General features: G+C 66.8%; 19 protein-coding genes. 6 read left to right on the forward strand and 13 right to left on the reverse strand.

All coding sequences use genetic code 11. The annotated features are described in order from the left end of the window. Positions 1–4: 4 nt before the first annotated feature. Entirely contained in the window at positions 5–1,030 is a 1,026-nt protein-coding gene (locus QX041_RS16260; protein WP_316165960.1) for an ABC transporter permease, read from the forward strand. 53 nt (positions 1,031–1,083) lie between these two features. Here QX041_RS16260 and QX041_RS16265 read toward each other — a convergent pair whose 3' ends face one another. Next, the gene (locus tag QX041_RS16265; protein ID WP_315713413.1) at positions 1,084–1,872 is read right to left on the reverse strand and encodes a L,D-transpeptidase; all 789 of its coding nucleotides are present in this window, start codon (positions 1,870–1,872) and stop codon (positions 1,084–1,086) included. 317 nt (positions 1,873–2,189) lie between these two features. Between QX041_RS16265 and QX041_RS16270 the strand changes: the two genes are divergently transcribed. Beyond that, on the forward strand, positions 2,190–2,540 hold the full coding sequence (locus QX041_RS16270; RefSeq protein WP_316165961.1) for a hypothetical protein: 351 nt from the start codon (positions 2,190–2,192) through the stop codon (positions 2,538–2,540). Between the two features lie 14 nt (positions 2,541–2,554). On the opposite strand, the gene QX041_RS16275 is transcribed toward QX041_RS16270, so the two are convergent. Together QX041_RS16275 and QX041_RS16280 are read right to left on the reverse strand one after the other, a co-directional pair. Next, positions 2,555–3,316 (reverse strand): ABC transporter permease, encoded by a 762-nt coding sequence (locus QX041_RS16275; RefSeq protein WP_316165963.1) that lies wholly within the window; start codon positions 3,314–3,316, stop codon positions 2,555–2,557. Continuing rightward, complete coding sequence (locus QX041_RS16280; protein ID WP_315752447.1) at positions 3,313–4,233, reverse strand: ABC transporter ATP-binding protein; 921 nt, start codon at positions 4,231–4,233, stop codon at positions 3,313–3,315. The genes QX041_RS16275 and QX041_RS16280 overlap by 4 nt, the downstream gene beginning before the upstream one ends. A 283-nt stretch (positions 4,234–4,516) precedes the next feature. Here QX041_RS16280 and QX041_RS16285 point away from each other — a divergent pair, with 283 nt between their 5' ends. Both QX041_RS16285 and QX041_RS16290 read left to right on the forward strand, forming a co-directional pair. Further along, positions 4,517–5,248: a hypothetical protein gene (locus QX041_RS16285; protein ID WP_410051873.1), complete on the forward strand. Its 732-nt coding sequence runs from the start codon at positions 4,517–4,519 to the stop codon at positions 5,246–5,248. Positions 5,249–5,368: 120 nt separating this feature from the next. Next, positions 5,369–6,415, forward strand: a complete 1,047-nt coding sequence (locus QX041_RS16290; protein ID WP_316165964.1) for an alpha/beta fold hydrolase — start codon at positions 5,369–5,371, stop codon at positions 6,413–6,415. Between the two features lie 5 nt (positions 6,416–6,420). Here QX041_RS16290 and QX041_RS16295 read toward each other — a convergent pair whose 3' ends face one another. From QX041_RS16295 to QX041_RS16320, 6 genes are all read right to left on the reverse strand, one after another. Continuing rightward, complete coding sequence (locus QX041_RS16295) at positions 6,421–7,044, reverse strand: isoprenylcysteine carboxylmethyltransferase family protein (RefSeq protein WP_316165966.1); 624 nt, start codon at positions 7,042–7,044, stop codon at positions 6,421–6,423. A 41-nt stretch (positions 7,045–7,085) separates the two neighbouring features. Further along, positions 7,086–8,111: an NAD-dependent epimerase/dehydratase family protein gene (locus tag QX041_RS16300; RefSeq protein WP_316165968.1), complete on the reverse strand. Its 1,026-nt coding sequence runs from the start codon at positions 8,109–8,111 to the stop codon at positions 7,086–7,088. Beyond that, a complete protein-coding gene (locus QX041_RS16305; RefSeq protein ID WP_315825264.1) occupies positions 8,111–8,662 on the reverse strand; it encodes an Mpo1-like protein in 552 nt (183 codons plus the stop codon). The genes QX041_RS16300 and QX041_RS16305 overlap by 1 nt, the downstream gene beginning before the upstream one ends. A 243-nt stretch (positions 8,663–8,905) precedes the next feature. Next, complete coding sequence (locus tag QX041_RS16310; RefSeq protein WP_316165970.1) at positions 8,906–9,577, reverse strand: OmpA family protein; 672 nt, start codon at positions 9,575–9,577, stop codon at positions 8,906–8,908. Further along, complete coding sequence (locus QX041_RS16315; RefSeq protein ID WP_315713404.1) at positions 9,577–9,993, reverse strand: hypothetical protein; 417 nt, start codon at positions 9,991–9,993, stop codon at positions 9,577–9,579. The genes QX041_RS16310 and QX041_RS16315 overlap by 1 nt, the downstream gene beginning before the upstream one ends. 109 nt (positions 9,994–10,102) lie before the next feature. Continuing rightward, positions 10,103–12,706, reverse strand: a complete 2,604-nt coding sequence (locus tag QX041_RS16320; protein WP_316165971.1) for an ATP-dependent helicase — start codon at positions 12,704–12,706, stop codon at positions 10,103–10,105. A gap of 291 nt (positions 12,707–12,997) precedes the next feature. On the opposite strand from QX041_RS16320, the gene QX041_RS16325 reads away from it, so the two are divergent. Further along, positions 12,998–13,171 carry a DUF1328 domain-containing protein gene (locus QX041_RS16325; protein ID WP_009030497.1) on the forward strand — a complete coding sequence of 58 codons (174 nt, stop codon included), beginning with the start codon at positions 12,998–13,000 and terminating at the stop codon, positions 13,169–13,171. 83 nt (positions 13,172–13,254) lie between these two features. Here QX041_RS16325 and QX041_RS16330 read toward each other — a convergent pair whose 3' ends face one another. Genes QX041_RS16330 through QX041_RS16345 form a run of 4 tightly spaced genes read right to left on the reverse strand, consistent with a single transcriptional unit; the run spans position 13,255 to position 16,323 of the window. Continuing rightward, complete coding sequence (locus QX041_RS16330) at positions 13,255–13,899, reverse strand: hypothetical protein (RefSeq protein WP_315713402.1); 645 nt, start codon at positions 13,897–13,899, stop codon at positions 13,255–13,257. Further along, complete coding sequence (locus QX041_RS16335) at positions 13,896–14,660, reverse strand: OmpA family protein (RefSeq protein ID WP_315752453.1); 765 nt, start codon at positions 14,658–14,660, stop codon at positions 13,896–13,898. The genes QX041_RS16330 and QX041_RS16335 overlap by 4 nt, the downstream gene beginning before the upstream one ends. A gap of 1 nt (position 14,661) precedes the next feature. Further along, entirely contained in the window at positions 14,662–15,423 is a 762-nt protein-coding gene (locus QX041_RS16340) for an MBL fold metallo-hydrolase (RefSeq protein ID WP_315713400.1), read from the reverse strand. A 60-nt stretch (positions 15,424–15,483) separates the two neighbouring features. Then, on the reverse strand, positions 15,484–16,323 hold the full coding sequence (locus tag QX041_RS16345; protein ID WP_315825259.1) for a roadblock/LC7 domain-containing protein: 840 nt from the start codon (positions 16,321–16,323) through the stop codon (positions 15,484–15,486). 260 nt (positions 16,324–16,583) lie between these two features. On the opposite strand from QX041_RS16345, the gene QX041_RS16350 reads away from it, so the two are divergent. Continuing rightward, positions 16,584–18,083: an amidase gene (locus tag QX041_RS16350; RefSeq protein WP_316166188.1), complete on the forward strand. Its 1,500-nt coding sequence runs from the start codon at positions 16,584–16,586 to the stop codon at positions 18,081–18,083. Positions 18,084–18,252 lie beyond the last annotated feature (169 nt).

Here is an 18,252-nt window from a genome sequence, read left to right on the forward strand (position 1 = left end):
GCCCGTGCAGAAAAAAGATCTCAGCCTGCTGATCCTGATCCTGGTGGTCGGCGCCGTCGTCGCCTTCATCAACCCGCGCTTCCTGCTGGTCGGCAACCTCTCCAATACCGCCAACCAGGTCGGCATGTTCGGAATCTTCTCGATCGCCGAGGCCTTCGTCATCATCGTTGGCGGCATCGAGCTCGCCGTGGGCTCGGTGATCGCGTTGCTCGGCGTGCTGTTCATCGACCTCATCGTCAATCGGGACGTCGACTGGGTCGCCGCCTTGTTCCTCATCCTCGCCGGCGGCGTCGCCATCGGCCTGGTCCACGGCACGCTGGTGACCAAGATGCGCATCCAGCCCTTCGTGGTGACCCTGTGCGGACTTTTGATCTATCGCGGCGCGGCCCGTTATTACACCGAGGATGCCACGGCCGGCTTCGGCTACGGCGCGAGCTTCCCGGCGCTGGAATGGCTGACCGCCGGCCGCACCGATGTCCTCGGCTTTCCGCTGCCGCATAGCGTCGTGGCGCTCGCCATCGTGGCCGGCATCGCCTGGCTGGTGCTGCACCGGTCGGTGTACGGCCGCTATTTCTACGCAGTCGGCAAGAACGAGGAGGCGGCGCGCTACTCCGGCATCCGGTCCGATCGGGTGACGATCGCGGCCTATGTGATCTGCGGCGCCCTGACGGCGCTCGCCGCGGTCCTGCTGGCGATGTACACCCGGTCGATCTCGCCGGCGGTGCATGGCTCGTTCTACGAGCTCTATGCGATTGCCGCAGCGGTGCTCGGGGGCTGTTCGCTGCGCGGCGGCGAGGGCTCGGTCATCGGCGTCGTGCTCGGCACGATCCTGCTGCAGATGCTGCAGAACCTGGTCAATCTGCTGGGCATCCCGAGCTCGCTCAATTTCGCCGTGATGGGCACGGTGATCCTGATCGGCGTGCTGGCCGATCAGTATTTCGTGCAGCGGCGCGCGCGCATGCCGACGGCTCGCGGGCAGGCCAGCGCCGATCGCGCGTCCGCCTCGCTCGAGCGGGTCAACGCCGAGTGAGGAGGCGCCGATGCGCTGCGTAACAGCGCCCGGCCGCGAGGATCAATGCGCGATCAGTCCTGATAGGTGTAGTAGCCGCGCGGCTGATAATAAGAGCGCGGCTGGTAATAGCGCGGCTGCGCGTAGCTCGGATTGCCGTTTTGGTAATCGTACTGCTGCTGCTGCGGATAGGCCTGCGCGTCGTAGACGCGCCGGGCCGTGCCGCGCGGCGCCGGATAGCGCACGCCGTTGTCGCTGCCGTCGGCGGGATAGATGTAGCCGTCATCGGGCCGCTGCTGCGGAACGACCTGGCGTCCCGGCAGCATCTGTGGCTGCGGAGTCAGCACGACCGGCTCGCCACTGTCGTCATACTGCTGCGGCACGTCGCGGCGGGCAACAGCGGTGCCGCGGCGTGGATTGCGCGCCAGCGCCACCTCGGCCGAGCCGGTCAGGGTCACCGTGGTGTTGAGCACGCCGTCCTTTTGCACCAGGTCGTAGAGCGTCGTGGCATTCGCCTTCGACAGCCGGACGCAGCCGTGGGACGCCGGGGTCCCGAGCCGGCCCTCCGAATCGGTGCCGTGAATCGCGTGACCGACCTTCGTGAAGAAGATCGAATGCGGCATCGGTGCGTCGTCGAATTCCTTGGAAAAATGATCGGCCTCCATGCGGAAGGCGCGGAACGAGCCATTCGGCGTTTCCCGTGAGGGAATGCCGGTCGAGACTGGCCATCGATAGCGCTCGACGCCATCGACGGCGACCGTCATGATCTGGCTGTTCTTGTCGACCGTGATGTCGATCTTGGCCAGAGCCGGCGTGGCCGACAGAAAGGCGAAGCCGGCAACTGCAAAAAGGATGGTACGCATCTAACCTCTGGCCTCCAGGGCCCTCGACTGTGGAGAGACCTCAAAACGGGACTTTAACGCCCAGGTCATCGCCTCGGCCTGCACTATGTCGGAATTGCCGGCTTTGTTCCAGCCGAGGGCAGCCTCAACCTTAATGTCGGGCAGGACCAGGACAAAGGCTCCCCGCGTTCATCGGCGCTGACATTTTCGCGACCGCGGATGGTCTTTCATTCCGGCGTTTTGGGACCTCTCTAATCGGTGCAATTCGTCACGACCGCGCAACTTTTTGGCCGCATCCGCGTTTCAAGGATTCCCCCATGCGGTTCCCAGGACTCAAAATGTTGACGATGAAGGCCAAGACGGCGGTGCTCGATGATCGCGCGCCGCAGAAGCTGACCTACCTGCTGGCTGCGCTCGCGCTGGTCGTCCTGGCGCTGGCCTGGCTGGCGCTGCCGCAATTCGCCCATGCCCAGGGCATCATCCGTGGCGCCCATGAAGGGGCCCACGAAGGCAACCGTATCGCCGGTCCGGTGGGCGGCGTCGTCGGCGGCGCGGTCGGTGCCGGCGTCGGCGGAGCCGTGGGCGCCGTCGAAGGCGTGCTCGGCATTCCGCACCGCTCCTATTACCACCGGCACTATCACTGCCGGGGATACCGCGACGGCTACGGCCGCTTCCACTGCTACCGCTGAGTTGAGGCGCCGGCTCAATGCTTGAGCCGGTAGCCCGTCTTGAAGATCCACCAGATGATCGTCATGCAGATCGCCAGGAACAGCAGCGTCATGCCGACGCTGATTTCCACCCTGACGTCGGCGATCTCGTAGAAGCTCCAGCGAAAGCCCGAGATCAGGTAGACCACCGGGTTGAGCAGCGCGATCGAATGCCAGGTCGGCGGCAGCATGTTGACCGAGTAGAAGCTGCCGCCGAGGAACGTGAGCGGCGTCACCACCAGCATCGGGACCATCTGCAGCTTCTCGAAGCCGTCGGCCCAGATGCCGATGATGAAGCCGAACAGGCTGAAGGTCACGGCCGTCAGCACCAGGAACGACAGCATCCACACCGGGTGCTGGATGTGCAGCGGCACGAACAGCCCGGCGGTCGCGAGGATGATCAGCCCGAGAATGATGGATTTCGTCGCGGCCGCGCCGACATAGCCGAGCACGATCTCGAAATGCGAGATCGGCGCCGAGAGGATCTCGTAGATCGTGCCGATGAATTTCGGGAAGTAGATCCCGAACGAGGCGTTGGAGATGCTCTGGGTCAACACCGACAGCATCACGAGGCCGGGCACGATGAAGGTGCCGTAGCTGACGCCCTCGACGTGGCTGATGCGCGAGCCGATCGCGGCGCCGAACACGACGAAGTAGAGCGACGTCGACACGACGGGCGACACGATGCTCTGCAGCAGCGTGCGCCAGGTGCGCGCCATTTCGAACTTGTAGATTGCGGCGACCGCGCGAAAATTCATTGCCGCACCAGGCTCACGAAGATGTCTTCAAGGGATGATTGCTTGGTCTCGAGATCGACGAAGCGGATGCCGGCGGTCCTGAGATCGCCGAGCAGGCTGGTGATGCCGGTGCGCTCGCCCTTGGTATCGTAGTCATAGGCGAGCCGCCAGCCGTCGTCCGACAGCGCCAGATGATAGGGCGCGAGCGTCTCGGGGATGGTCTCGATCCGGTGTTGCAGATGCAGGCTCAGCCGCTTCCGGCCGAGCTTCGCCATCAGCTTGGCCTTGTCCTCGACCAGCACGATCTCGCCCTTGTTGATGACGCCGACGCGATCGGCCATCTCCTCGGCTTCCTCGATGTAGTGCGTGGTGAGAATGATGGTCACGCCGGCGGCCTTCAGCTCGCGCACGACGTCCCACATGCCCTTGCGCAGCTCGACGTCGACGCCCGCGGTCGGCTCGTCCAGGAACAGCACCTGCGGCTCGTGCGAGAGCGCCTTCGCGATCATCACGCGGCGCTTCATGCCGCCGGAGAGCGTGATGATCTTGGCGTCCTTCTTGTCCCAGAGCGACAGGTCCTTGAGGATCTTCTCGATCAGGGCGGGGTTCTTCGGCTTGCCGAACAGCCCCCGGCTGAAGCTGACCGTGGCCCATACGGTCTCGAACGAATCGGTGTGCAGCTCCTGCGGCACCAGCCCGATCAGCGCCCGTGCGGCACGGTAGTCGCGGTTGATGTCGTGGCCGCCGACCGCGACCTTGCCCGCGGACGCATTGACGATGCCGCAGATGATGCTGATCAGAGTCGTCTTGCCCGCGCCGTTGGGCCCGAGCAGCGCGAAGATCTCGCCCCGCTCGATCGCGAGATCGACATTGTTGAGCGAGGTGAAGCCCGAGGAATAGGTCTTCGACAGGCCGGTAACGGAAATGACGGGAGCCATCACGGGGATTCGATGCGAGGGATTCGAAAAGAGCGGGGGAGCTGCGCGGAGGAGGGGGCGCAGGCGAAGCGCTCAGATAGGGACGGCGATGCGTTCGCGCAATCGTGCGCGCCGCCCTCGATCATGTCGCTTGTTGGGCTTTTCCGTGGCCGATATGGCTGAGTGTTGCCGCTCAGCCACGTCTGAGGAGGAACGCCGCCTTGCGATGTCCGACGATGTTGCGTCCGCGAGCATCTTGGGTACGGTCGCGCCGTCTCGACATTTCCGCCGCGGAGAAGGACCGATGACGGCACGCGCCAGCACCGTTCGACCCACCTTCAAGCGCAGCCTCTCGGCGCGCTGCTTTGGCATGGTGGCGCTGGCCGTTGCGCTGGCTCTGCCGCTCGGCACCGGATCGGTCCGGGCGGCGCCGAGCCCGGCGGCCGCAACCGCCGCCAGCACCACGCATGTCTATCTGCTGCGCGGTGTGCTCAACATCTTCTCGCTCGGGCTCGACGACATCGCCGCCAAGCTGGATTCGCAGGGCATTCCGAACACGGTCGCCAATTTCGTGTCGTGGTCGTCGCTCGCCGACGAAGCGGCGGGCGCCTATCGCGCCGGCCGGATCAAGACCATCATCCTGGTGGGCCATTCCTCCGGCGCGACCGCGCTGCCGGACATGATCAACAAGCTCGGCCAGCTCGGGGTGCCGGTGAAGCTCGCGATCGGGCTCGATTCGGTGTTCAAGACCAAGCTCGTCGGCGGCAACGCCGAGCGCTACATCAATTTCTACATCGCCAGCGGTGCCGGCGAGCCGGTCCGCCGCGACGACGGCTTCCGCGGCAAGCTCGAGAATGTCGACGTCCAGTCGGTTCCCGGTGTCGGCCACGTCACGATCGAGAAGAACCAGATCATGCAGCAGAAGGTGATCGGTGCCATCGATGGCGTGGTGTTCGGCGGCCGCGGCCGCCCGGCGGCGCCGCCGACGCGCATGGCCGCGCCGCAGCGCGCGGCCAACGTGACCGGCTACCGGTAGTCGGCGGCCGCGCCACTGGGCGCGCGCCCCAAAATGCTCCCATTCGGCGGCGACAAACGGTATGGCAGGGAGGGATATGACCCTGCTTGATCTCAGCCGAGAGCTTTCCCGGGAGCGCGAATGACCAGCGTGGCGCGAATCGCGAGGCGGTGGCTCGGTCCAGCCAAGGTGGCTGCCGGCAGGAGACTGCTCGCGATCCTCGTCACCGCACCTTTCCTCGCCGGACTTGCCGCCCCAAGCATCTCGCGGGCCGCCCAGCCCGGCGCTGCGTCCGCCCCCGCGCCGACCAGATCCGCCAAGGCATCCCCGGCAGCAACCCCCGCGGCGATCCGCGCCGTACCGACTGCGCCGCCCGAGATCAGCCAGCCGCTGCCGCCGCCGCGGGTGTACCTGTTCCGCGGCGCGCTCGGGCCGCTGTTCTCGACCGGGATGGATCGTCTGGCCGAAAAGATCGAGCAGGCCGGCTACCGGGCCAGTGTCTATGAATTCACGCTGTGCGACCTGATCGCGCTCCAGGTGGCCAAGAACTACCGCCAGGAGCCGGGCCCGATCGTGCTGATCGGCCATTCGATGGGCGGGCTGTGCAGCGTCCGCATCGCGATCACGCTGCAGGAGCAGAACATCCCGGTTGCCCTCGTCGTCACCGTCGATCCGGCGCATGCGACCAAGAGCGTGCCGCCCAACGTGCAGCGCTTCATCAACCTGTTCCTGTCCGACAACATTCTCGGCGGCGGCGACGTCAAGCCGGAGCCCGGCTTTCGCGGTCACTACGCCAGCTTCGACATGAAGGATCATGATGAGGTCACGCACATCAACATCGACAAGATGGAGGACGTGCACGCCCAATTGGTCACCATGATCAGCCAATTGTCGCAGACCTCGGCCACCGCCGACGCGGAGCCGGTGCCGCTGCGCTACTTGGTGCCGCCGAAAGCCTCCGTGGAGCTGTGGGACAGCGGCACTGCTCTGGCGGTACGGCCGGGCGAGACCCTGGACCAGATCGCCACCAATTATCACGTTCCGCTCTGGGCGCTTCAGCAATCCAACCGCGGCCTCGCCACCCAGCCGCTGGTCCCCGGCCAGCGCATCATCCTGCCGCGCCACCTGCCGCCGCAGGCGGCAAACCAGTCGCCGCAGCCGCCTTCGGAAGCCCAGGCCAGACGCTGAGCGCTCTAGCCCGGCGGCAGGAACGGAATGATCATCGGCACGCGCTGCCGGTAGGCGACGTAATCCGGCCCGAGCTCCTGCGCGAGGAAGACCTCTTCCATCTTCGCCTTCCAGGCCATCCCGAGCGAGATCAGGACGGCGCCCAGCACGGCGGTCACCGTGCCCACCGCGATGCCGGTGGCGATCATGCCGAGGATCAGCCCGGTATAGATGGGGTGACGGACCATGCCGTAGGGGCCGGTGTCGATGACCTTGTGGCCTTCCTTGTGGGTGATCGCGTTGGACCAGAAGCGGCCGAGATGGATGCGCGCCCACCAGGTGAAGGCGATGCCGGCCAGGGTGACGACGGTCAGCAGGTAGACGCCGGTCTCACCGGGAGTCCAGAACGGCTTCTCGCCGAGCAGGCGCGAGGTCCACGGCGTGAACAGGATGCCGCCGAGCACGATCAGCGCGTGATAGCGGCTGGTCTTGATCACCGTCACATGCTTGCGGGTCTGCCCCGACCAGAACGAGGCGCCGACCCAGCTCGCGAGCCAGATCAGCCAGATGATGGCCAGCAGCGAGGTGGGCCAGGTGGTGGTCCATCCGCTGAACGCAAACGACGAGATGGGGCTGGCATCGCCGGACATGTGTTGGAACCGTTATGAGACCTGGGACCGGCTGCTCTTAGCTATTCGGCCGCGGTGCGAAAAGGGTGTTGTTTACCGTCGAGCCGCTTTCCCGGCTCGGAACCGAGCAGAAAGGCGATCGTCTCGCGCAAGGTCGGCTCGATCGGGCGCGGGACGTAGCCGAGCTCGCGTTTGGCCCTGTCGATTGACAGATCCGAGGCCGCGCGGGCGATCCGCACCCCCTCGGCGGTGCCGGACGGGCAGCGCTTGGTGAGGTGATCGGAGACGAGCTCGAGCGTGCCCGCCGACAGCTCGGCCAGCCGGCCGGGCACGGCGACCGCGACATGCTTGCGGCCGCTGATCGCCGCCATGAGATCGAGGATCCGGCTGAGACGCAGGCTCTCGCCGCCGAACACGTAGCGGCCGCCGACCTTGCCGCGCTCCATCGCCAGGATCAGGCCGTCCGCGACGTCGCGGACGTCGACCAGGTTGACGACGAAGTCGAGATAGAGCTGGAGCCGGCTGTCCAGGAAGTGCCGCAGCATCTGCGAGGGCGGTGTCAGGTTGCTGTCGTGCGGCCCGATCGGCATTGTCGGCGTGCCCACCACGACGGGGAAGCCGTCCGCCGCGGCGGCCATGGCGCGGGCCTCCGCCAGCGCCTTGGAGCGCGTATAGGCGCCCGGCATCGCCTCGGCCGGCGGTGCGGTCGGTGCCGATGCGGCGCCGGTCGAGCCGGGATAGTCGAACAGGATGGATTCGGTCGAACAGTGCAGGAACCGGCGCACCCGGCCGGCGCGCGCCGCCGCCAGCATCGTCTCCGTGCCCACGCAATTGACGCGGTAGAAGTCCTCGCGGTCCGGCATCCACATGCCGGGCAGTCCAGCCAGATGATAGACCTGATCGACGCCGGCGACCGCCTGCTTCACCAGGCCCGCATCGAGCACCGAGCCTTCGATGTACTCGACGTCAGCGATCATGTGGCTGGGGCAGCGAATATCGAGCACACGCACCTCCGCGCCCCGCGTCGCGAGCGCAGAGACGAGGTGATGGCCGATGAAACCGCTGCCGCCGGTGACGAGGACTTTCATTAGGGGCGCGAGTGCTGATCGCCTTGAAGCCGGTCCGATGCGAGCCGATCCGGCGACCAGTCCGGCGCGATGAGGTCGGACACCGAAGGCCGCAGACCCAACGCCATGTACAATTTCGCCATCACGAACATCGGACCGAGAAAGAGATGCGCCGGATGATCCAGCAGAGATGGATTGTTGCGCTCGAACACCTTGTGGCCCACGGCCTGCGAGACAAAGCCGAAGATGATGAGCGCGGCAAACAGCGCCCAGAAGGCGACGCCATGGACGTGATCGGCGATCATCATGGCCGCAGCAAGGAACAGCACGGCGAAGGCCAGGATGCCGGCCCCGAGTGCGGCATCGAGCAGCAGCCAGTAGAGCAGGACGGGCAGCGCCAGCACGGCGCCGAGGCCGATCCGGATGCCGAACGCGTCGAAATGCCACAAGCTCAGGGGCAGCACGGCGCCCAGGAACAACAGGATGATCCCGAACACATGCATCAGGCCGTTGCGCGGATCGCGATGGTATTCGACGTAGTCGACCATCTGGCGTCGGAACATGGCGTTCATGGCTGGCTCGCTCGTCAATGAGATCGACCGTCGCTCAATCGACGGCCGCAAAGAGGGGGCTATACCATCAAGCGGCTGCATCGACAAACCCGGCAATCACGGCCCAGCAGCATTGCCGCGCGACCCGACTTGAAAACAGGTTCCATTGGCGCCTGTCGGGAATAGCGTATCGGCAACCTGCTGAGACAACAGTCGCACCTGCAGCGCGCTGGGTTCATGGCCTCAGCGCAGGTCTCAATTGCATCAACTGCGATGCTTGCGCGGGGCCTGCTTGTGGGGCGCTGCCGGGGCAGGGGCCGAAGGCGGCGGCGCGGCCTCTTCTACGGTCTTTGCGATCGGGATGATCTGGATCTGCTGATTGACGGCGGCGGTCGGCTTGGACGGGTCGAGCAACTGCTCCTCGCCAAGTCCGATCGATTGCAGCCGCTTGACCGAGATCTTGAAGGTGTTCGCCAGGATGTCGCGGATCGCGTCGGCACGGCGCTGGCTCAGGACGACGTTGGCCTCGCGCTTGCCGTTGGCCTCGACATGGCCGACGATCAGGAAGGTGTAGGGCAGCAGATCGGAATACACCATCGCATCGGCGATCCGCCCGACGGTCTGGTACGATTCCGGGCGCACGATCGGCGTGTCCACGTCGAACTGGATGTCGACGTTGAAGGCCGGCAGATTCATCAGCTCCGGCGCGATCGGCGGACGCTTCTGGGGCGGCGGCTCGTTGCGCCCGCGCGACCTGGAACGCTCCTGCGTCTGCTGCTTCAGCGCCGGCAGATCCAGCGTGGGTGCGGTTTCGAAGCGGCCGAGCTGGCGCACGATGTCCTCGCGACCCGGCTCCTGCGACCAGGCGGGCGCGCTCGCGGCCATCAGCGAAGCCACGATCGGCCCTGACAGCAATGATCTCGCGGTCCGCCGCATCAGCGATACCCCGCTTCGCCCATCGCCTGCTGACACCGCGCGCTCACGCCGTTGGCCGTCATCAGGCACGGGATCGATTTGCTCGTTTCCTTCGTGGAGCCGCCACACAGCTTGACGATCTCGCGCTGGCAGGCGTTGGCGACCGTGACCCGCGCCGCGATGCGCTTCTGGATCGCCTCGAACGCCTTGAAATAGGTCGCCTTGCACTGCGCGGAGACGACGTCCTGGTTGCGCGAGAGGCATTCCTTGAGGCGGTTGGAATCGAGATTGACGCCGCGGCAATTGGCGGTGATGTCGGCGCCGCAGCTCGACGCGATCAGCCCCGCGGAATCGCCAAAGCTCATCGTCTGCGCCGCCGCCAGCGAGGGCACACACAGCGCGACCGCAACACTCAACAGAATGTATCCCCGGACCATGATTGCATCTCATACGATGCACGCTGCCACGGTCAAGGCCTAACCAAGGCGAAGTGTGAAGTTCGATCGCGGCGAGCGGCTACGCGGCAAGCGCAGCGTGGCGGTCAGGTCACGCCCGCTGCACGAAGCTGTCGACGACGTGCTTTTCGCCGGCCTTGTCGAAGGCGATGGTCAGCTTGTTGCCGTCGATCTTGACGACGCGGCCATAGCCGAACTTCTGATGGAAGACGCGGTCGTCGAGGGCGAATTCGGATGTCGTGCCGGTGGATTTCGCCACCAGCTCGCCCTCGATGGTCATCGGTCCGCGCTTGCCACGGCCGAAATGACCGCCGAAGCCGCTGCCGAACGGATCACGGCCCGAGAACGGCGACGGCTCTTCCTTGAAGCCGCCCTCCGACGAACCGCGCGCTGCGCCCGGCCGACGTGCCTGCGCGCGCTGCCAGCCCGGCGTGGAATAGCTCGATCCGAACGATTCCACGTTGTCGAAGCGCGACGGGCCGTAGCCCCCGGCGCCGCCCCAGCCCGAGCCGCCCTTCGACTCGGTGATCTCGACGCTCGCCGCGGGCAGCTCGTCGAGAAAGCGCGACGGGATCGTGGTGGTCCAGGTGCCGTGGATGCGGCGGTTGGTGGCGAAATAGATTTTTGCCCGGCGCCGCGCGCGGGTCAGGCCGACATGGGCGAGGCGGCGCTCCTCTTCCAGCCCGGCGCGGCCCTGCTCGTCGAGCGTGCGCTGGCTCGGGAATAGCCCTTCCTCCCAGCCCGGCAGGAACACGTTGTCGAACTCCAGCCCCTTGGCCGAATGCAAGGTCATCAGCGACACCGCTTCCTCGTCGGCCGCGCCCTCGCGGTCCATCACCAGCGAGATGTGCTCGAGGAAGCCGTGTAGGTTCTCGAACTCCTCCATCGAGCGGACGAGCTCCTTGAGGTTGTCCAGTCGCCCGGCCGCATCGGCCGAGCGGTCCTTCTGCCACATCTCGGTGTAGCCGCTCTCGTCGAGCACGATCTCGGCGAGCTCGGTGTGTGGCGTCACCTCGCGCTGGGCGCGCCAGCGCTCGAACTGCAGGATCAGCCCGCGCAGCGAGCCGCGCGCCTTCGGCTTCAGCTCGTCGGTCTCGACCACCGCGCGCGCCGCCTCGAACAGCGGGATGCGGCGCTTGCGGGCATGGTCGTGCAGCATCTGCACCGTGGCATCGCCGAGCCCGCGCTTGGGCACGTTGACGATGCGCTCGAAGGCGAGATCGTCGGCCGGCGAGTTGATGACGCGCAAGTAAGCCAGCGCGTCGCGGATCTCGGCGCGCTCGTAGAAGCGCGGGCCGCCGATCACGCGATAGGGCAGGCCGAGCGTGACGAAGCGGTCTTCGAACTCGCGCATCTGGTAGGACGCGCGCACCAGGATCGCGATGTCGTTGAGATGCTCGCCCTTGCGCTGCAGCTCCTCGATCTCCTCGCCGATGCCGCGCGCTTCCTCCTCGGAATCCCAGGCGCCGGTGACGGTGACCTTCTCGCCCTCGACGTCCTCGGTATGCAAGGTCTTGCCGAGCCGGCCTTCATTGTGGGTGATGAGGTGCGAGGCGGCGGCGAGGATGTGACCCGTGGAGCGGTAGTTGCGCTCGAGGCGAATGACCTTGGCGCCGGGGAAGTCGTGCTCGAAGCGCAGGATGTTGTCGACCTCGGCGCCGCGCCAGCCATAGATCGACTGATCGTCGTCGCCGACGCAGCAGATGTTCTTGAGCGGCGGCGTGGCGCCCTGCGCGGCGTCGTCGTCATTCCGGGGCGCACCGCCAGGTGCGAACCCGGAATCTCGCAGTTGGCTATCCTCAGCGCGGGATTCCGGGTTCGGCCCTTCGAGCCGCCCCGGAGTGACGGAGGATGGGGCGACGGCACGCGACGAACTCGGCGCCTGCGACAGCAGCCGCAGCCACAGATATTGCGCGACGTTGGTGTCCTGATACTCGTCGACCAGGATGAACTTGAAGCGGCTCTGATATTGCCGCAGCACGTCAGGGTTCTCGCGGAACAGCCGGATGCTCTCCAGCAGCAGGTCGCCGAAATCGGCGGCGTTGAGGATCTTCAGCCGTTCCTGATAGCTCGCATAGAGCTTGCCGCCCTTGCCGTTGGCGAACACGGCGGCCTCGCCCGAAGGCACCTGGGACGGCGCCAGGCCGCGGTTCTTCCAGCCGTCGATCAGGCCGGCCAGCATGCGCGCCGGCCAGCGCTTGTCGTCGATATTCTCGGCCTGCAGCAACTGCTTGAGCAGGCGGATCTGGTCATCGACGTCGAGCACGGTGAAATTGGACTTGAGCTGCACCAGCTCGGCATGGCTGCGCAGGATGCGGCCGGAGATCGAGTGGAAGGTGCCGAGCCACGGCATGCCCTCGACCGCCTGTCCGAGCATCTCGGCAAGCCGCGTCTTCATCTCGCGCGCGGCCTTGTTGGTGAAGGTCACCGACAGGATCTCACTCGGCCGGGCGCGGCCCTGGCTCAGGATATGCGCGATGCGCGTGGTCAGCACACGGGTCTTGCCGGTGCCTGCGCCGGCGAGCACGAGCACCGGGCCATCGAGCGTTTCGACCGCCTCCCGCTGCTCCGGATTGAGGCCGGCCAGATAGCGCGCGCCACCGGTCGCGGCGGCGCGAGCGCGCGCGGCGATGCCGCCGGCAACGGGCTGGTGGTCAGGCGCAGGAAAGGGGCTCACGCGGTTGGGCTCGGTCATCAGCGAATCAGTCTCGTCCCTCGGATGGCATCATATGACGGCATCACGAGGTCTGCAGGAAGGAGCCCTCATAGCAGGGATTGACGGCTATATGGGGCCGGGGCCGGCGTTTTACAGCCCTAAATCGGGCCAGGCGGACGCCACTCCAGCCTCGCTGGGCATTTGTTCCGGCAAATCGCGAAATTTTAGCGACCCGCGTGGCCGGAACCTTTGTTCCGAGCCACGATTATTTCGGCAACGGCGCAAGCTCCGCGTCGCTTTGAACCGCAATCGAGAGACAGAGGTCGTGTCATGTTAGGCTGGGTTGTCACCTTCCTGGTTATCGCATTGATCGCCGGCATTCTCGGCTTCGGCGGCGTCGCCGGTGCCTCCATCGAGATCGCCAAGATCATCTTCTTCATCGCCATCGTGCTGTTTCTGGTTTCGGCCGTCGTGGGCCTCGCCCGCGGCCGCAGCCGCGTGTAGTCGGCCTCATCCCTGACAATGAGGTCGGCGAAGGGCGCAGTGCCTCGCAAGAGGTGCGGCGCCCTTTGCGTTTTGAGGAGGTGTCAGGCCGGGGCCGTCAGCGCGACCTGCACCTTGGCGAGGGCGGGATCGAGCGCCACGGAGGCGAGGCGCGTATCGTTGGAGAGCGCGGTCAGAGTGAGCGTCTGGTCCTGCACGCGGAAGATCCGGCACAGCGTCGTCGCCTCCGAGGCGTCGCGCAGCATCACCGACAACGGCGCGATGTGGGTCTCGTCGGCGATCTTCTCCGCCACGAGCGCAAGCCGCGTCGCCGCCGCCGCAAGCTGCTCGGTGCGGTGTGCGGTCGTATTGGCCGCGAGCGGCAAGCCTTCCTCGTTGGTGAGCAGCACGGTCTGGAAGCGGCCGACTTCGGCGATGCGGTCGAGCAGCGGCACCAGCTCGCGGCGCCGGCCCGGCCGGCTCGCGAGCTGCGCCAGATCCAGCGAGATGCGCTCACGCTCGACCAGCGGCGCCAGCACATCTTCGATCGCGCTGCGCAGGCTGGTCTCCCGCTCGATGGCGTCGTGGCTGCTCTGCTCCTGCAACTGGTCGAGGCTGGCCGCCTGCATCTGCACCTGCCGGCGCAACAGCTCGCGGGACAGCGCGCCCTGGCGGGCGCCGAACAGATAGCCCGAGGTCAAGAGCAGAATGGCGGCGCCGAGGCCGCTCACGATGGCATAGATCGTCATGGTCGCTTCGTCGCTGTGAGTTGACTGCAATCATCGACGCCCGCAATGCGCAGCACGGCCTTGCGGTCGCCCGCGACCGCCTGGGCATCGCCGCGCGCCTCGCCGGCGCCGGCCGCGCGCACCGACATCCGCTGCGCGGGGAGGCCCTCGCGCTTCAACTGGGCCGCGATCTCCTTGGCGCGCGAATAGCTGAGCAGCACGTTCAGATCCTCGGTGCCGCTGGCATCGGTATGCCCCTCGATGATGATGGTCGCCTCACCGTGGCGCGCGAGCGCGCGTTGCAGGATCGCCAGCGACCGCTTCATGTCGGCAGGGTTCGGTCGTGCGCTGCCGCGCTCGAAGCCGACCGCCAGCGGCGCGAAGCACTCGGCGGAGGGCTTCGCAGGGCTCTGGGGCTCCGGGGGCGCTGCCGGGGCGACCGGCGGTGTCGGTGGCGCGATCACGACGGGAGCGATCGCGGGCGGCATCGGCGGCGCCGCGACCGGTGCCGGGTCGACGATCCGCGCCTCCCGTCGCTTGGGTGCCGCGTCGGCAACGGGGGCGTCGCGCTGCGGTACGGCCGTCACCGGCATTGCGGCCGTCGCGACCGGCGGCGTGGCGGTGCCTTGCTGCCAGAGCGCTGCCGACATGACGGCGATCAGGGTGCCGGCGACGGCGAAGGCCGCGGCGAGCCAGACCGGCGCCTCCTCGCCGGCCACGGTGCACGCATCGATGCGCATGGTGGGCGAAGGCAGAGCGGAGTTCGGGGAGGGCGCCAGCATGTCAGCCCACGGGCACCTTGAATTTCGGCGTGATCAGGTCGATGCCGCATTCGAGCCCCGCGCACCACGCGATGAACTGGCGCGACATCGTAGCATCCGGAAACAGCGCGCCGTGCTGCGGGGCGATGATCTCGATGTCGAGCGTGCTGACCATCTGCGCCCACGCCTTCATGACGCGGTTGGAGACCATGTAGCGCCGGTGAAAGCCCTCCATGAAGCGCGTATGCGCCTTGAAGTCGCGCACGACGGTGTAGTCGACGCCGATCGAGGCGCCGAGGTCGCCGCTGTAGAGGATCTTCGAGATCGGATCGTAGAGCTGGAAATTGCCCTCGCTGTGCAGGAAGTGCGCCGGCAGCGCGTAGAGCCTGCTGCCCGCGAGATCGAACACCATGCCCTCGTCGGGGATCGGCTTCAGCCGGTGGGCAACGATGTGGTCGAAGCCGAAATGCGGCACGAAGCGGGTCCACAGCTCGGAGATGTAGGCGTCGGCGTCGGTCGTCATCAGCCAGCCGTTGATCGCCGCGACGATGTCGGGATCCTGGTGCGACAGGAACAGATATTTCAGCCGCCCGCCCGAGAGCTCGCTGAAGGTCTCGCTGAGCACCCTGGAATAGACCTTGTGGCCGCCCGGATCGAGCAGCATGCCGACGCGGTCGTGGATGATCAGATGCTGGTTCGCCTGCACCGCGTGGTCGCCGGCGCCGAAATCCTCCAGCAGAATGTTCTTGTGAACGCCGTCGTCGTAGAGGACGGTATTGGCCATGAAACTACTCCCGCCGGCGCCGCGCCATCGCAGCGCGCCGGCTCATTGGACGACGGTGCGCTACAGTACCTTCTGCAGCGATCTGACGGCTTCGCGCATGTCGAAGAAGGTCAGCCCGAGCTTGCTGTTCTCGTTGGTGAGCGCGAGCAGCAGCGCGCCACGGCCGGCGCTGACCAGCACGGCATAGCCGGACTCGCCGCGGATGATGACCTCCTGCAGATGGCTGCGGCCGAGCTCCATGGCGGCGCGGCCGCCGAGCGACAGCAAGGTCGCGGTCATGCCGGCAACCCGCGTCTCCTCCATGTCGGCCGCGAGCACGCTCGCGATCATCAGCCCGTCCTCCGAGATCAGCGCGCAGGCCTCGACCCCGAACGAGTCGCTCTGCAGCTTGCGCAGCACCCGGTTGATTTCATCGAGTCGTGACATCGGCTTCTCCTCGACGGCGCGCGGGGCAAACTTGGAATGAAACTGGGTTTGAGCCATGGCGGGGTCCTGGTCATCATCTTGGGCTGTTGAAACGGAAGCGGTCGGAATGTCGATTTGTGCAGTAACGAAGGAGGGATACAGCGGGTCATCCGGGACCAGCGTCGTCGTCTGTTCCGGACTGCCGTCCGGCGCCGTCAGCGCGCGTGTCTCGATCGTATCAACCGCATCGTCGAGCGCGCGCTGCTCGGCCTTGATGCGTGATCGCGAGACCGGCGGATCCATCGCCTGCAACTGGGTCACCAGCGCTTGGCGGGCCGACTGGTAGACTTCGGCGCGGCGTTCGGGGGTGGAATCCGGCAGGCTCTCCATCGCGCGCGACAGCAGGATGAAGTAGTCGGCGGTGGTCACGGGCAGGGCTGCCGCATCCTCATGCGGACCGTGCGCTCGGCTCAGCAGGCTTGCGAGGCGTCCCATCGCTCTCTCGTCACTCTACGCAACTAACGATGCATAAGGTTAGGTCGGTGCAAGGGACAGGACGAATGATCTGAATCAAATTAACTAAAATCAGGACCAGACTGCGTAATCCCGCCCTCAAGTCGACCGCAGCAGATCATCGTGTGGCCACGATTGCCGCCAATGCGCCGTATTGCCGCCGCGTTTGGCGCAACTGCGCCTCGGTCGCAGCCAGAATCAGCTACGATCACGGCGACGAATGGCGGCGCGGGGAGGGCAATGTGAACGTCCGGGACTATGTGCAGCGCGATGCGACGGCGCTTGCCGCCGCGGTGAAGGGCGGCGAGACCCATGCGGCGGAGCTGCTGCAGCTCGCGCTGGCGCAGAACGAGCGGGCGCAGCCGAGGACCAACGCCGTCTGCAGGCTGATGGAGCGCGAGGCCCGCGCGCAGCTCGCCAAGCCCGCCAACGGCCCGCTCACCGGCGTACCGTTCCTGATCAAGGACTGCGCCCAGGACTATGCGGGCCTGCCGACGGCCTATGGCAGCAAGGCGCTATCCGGATTCGTCGCCGGCGAGCATGCCTCGGTCGTCAGGCGGTATCTCGAAGCCGGCCTCGTGATCTTCGGCAAGACCAACCTGCCGGAGCTCGCGCTGAAGGGCGTCAGCGACTCCCGCGCCTTCGGCCGCGTCAGCAACCCCTGGAATCCCGCACATACGCCGGGCGGCTCCAGCGGCGGCGCTGCGGCGGCGGTCGCTTCGGGCGTCGTGCCGATGGCCGCCGGCAATGACGGCGGCGGCTCGATCCGCATTCCCGCCGCCTGCTGCGGCCTGTTCGGGCTGAAGCCGTCGCGCGGGCTGATCTCGTCAGGGCCCGGCTTCGGCGAGTATTGGTTCGGCGCATCCAGCGAGGGCGTGTTGTCGCGCAGCGTCCGCGACACCGCGCTCGCGCTCGACGTCATCGCGGGCGGCGAGCCCGGTGATCCCTTTCTCACCGCCGAGCCCGGCGTGGTCTACGCCAACGCGGTGGCCCGCGATCCCGGCCGCCTGCGCATCGGCTACACGGTGGCGTCGCCGATCGGGACCGAGGTGCATGCCGAGGCGAAGCTTGCGGTCGACAACGCCGTGAAGCTGCTGCAGGGCCTTGGTCACGAGGTCGAGGAGGCCTCGCCCGACATCGATGGCGCCGCGCTTGCGACAGCGTTCCTGCACATCTATTTCGGCCAGGTCGCGGCGCTGGTCGCCGACGCGCGCGGCAAGGGCGCCAGGCGCGAGGAGTTCGAGCTGCTGACGCGGGTGCTGTCGACGCTCGGCGGCGCGATCTCGGCCGGCGCGCTGACGACGCAGCTCTTGAAATGGAACGATTTCGCGCGGGCGCTGGCGCGCTTCCATGCCCGCTACGACCTGCTGCTGACGCCGACGCTCGCGCACCCTCCGATCCGGCACGGCGAGGGCGATCCGAGCACCGCCGAGCAGACCCTGCTCGACATGCTCGACCGCATCGGCCTGCTCGGGCTGATGACGCGCTGGGGCCTGCTCGACGGCATGATCGACAAGATCGCCCGCGACAGCCTGCAATATGTCCCGTTCACGCAGCTCGCCAATCTCGCGGGCACGCCGGCGATGAGCGTGCCGCTGCACTGGACCGCCGACGGCCTGCCGCTCGGCGTGCAGTTCGTGGGCCGGCTCGGCGACGAGACGAGGCTGCTGCAGCTCGCCCGCCAGCTCGAGCAGGCGCAGCCCTGGTTCGCGCGCCTGCCGGACTGGGTGATGCAGAGCTGACCACACCCGGCGGGCCGGTTCGAGCGGCGCGGTCGTGCGTCGCACGACGCCGTGCACGTCCATCGCGATTGCGTGCGCGCTGTTTGTGGTGTTCTATCTTAGGTGGAGCGCGGTCGCCTAAGCCGCGCCGGCTCGGCGACGTTCTTCGGACGGCCACGTTCTTCGGACC

It is taken from the genome of Bradyrhizobium sp. SZCCHNRI2009 (assembly GCF_032485115.1).
In the GTDB taxonomy this organism is placed as follows: Bacteria; Pseudomonadota; Alphaproteobacteria; order Rhizobiales; family Xanthobacteraceae; genus Bradyrhizobium.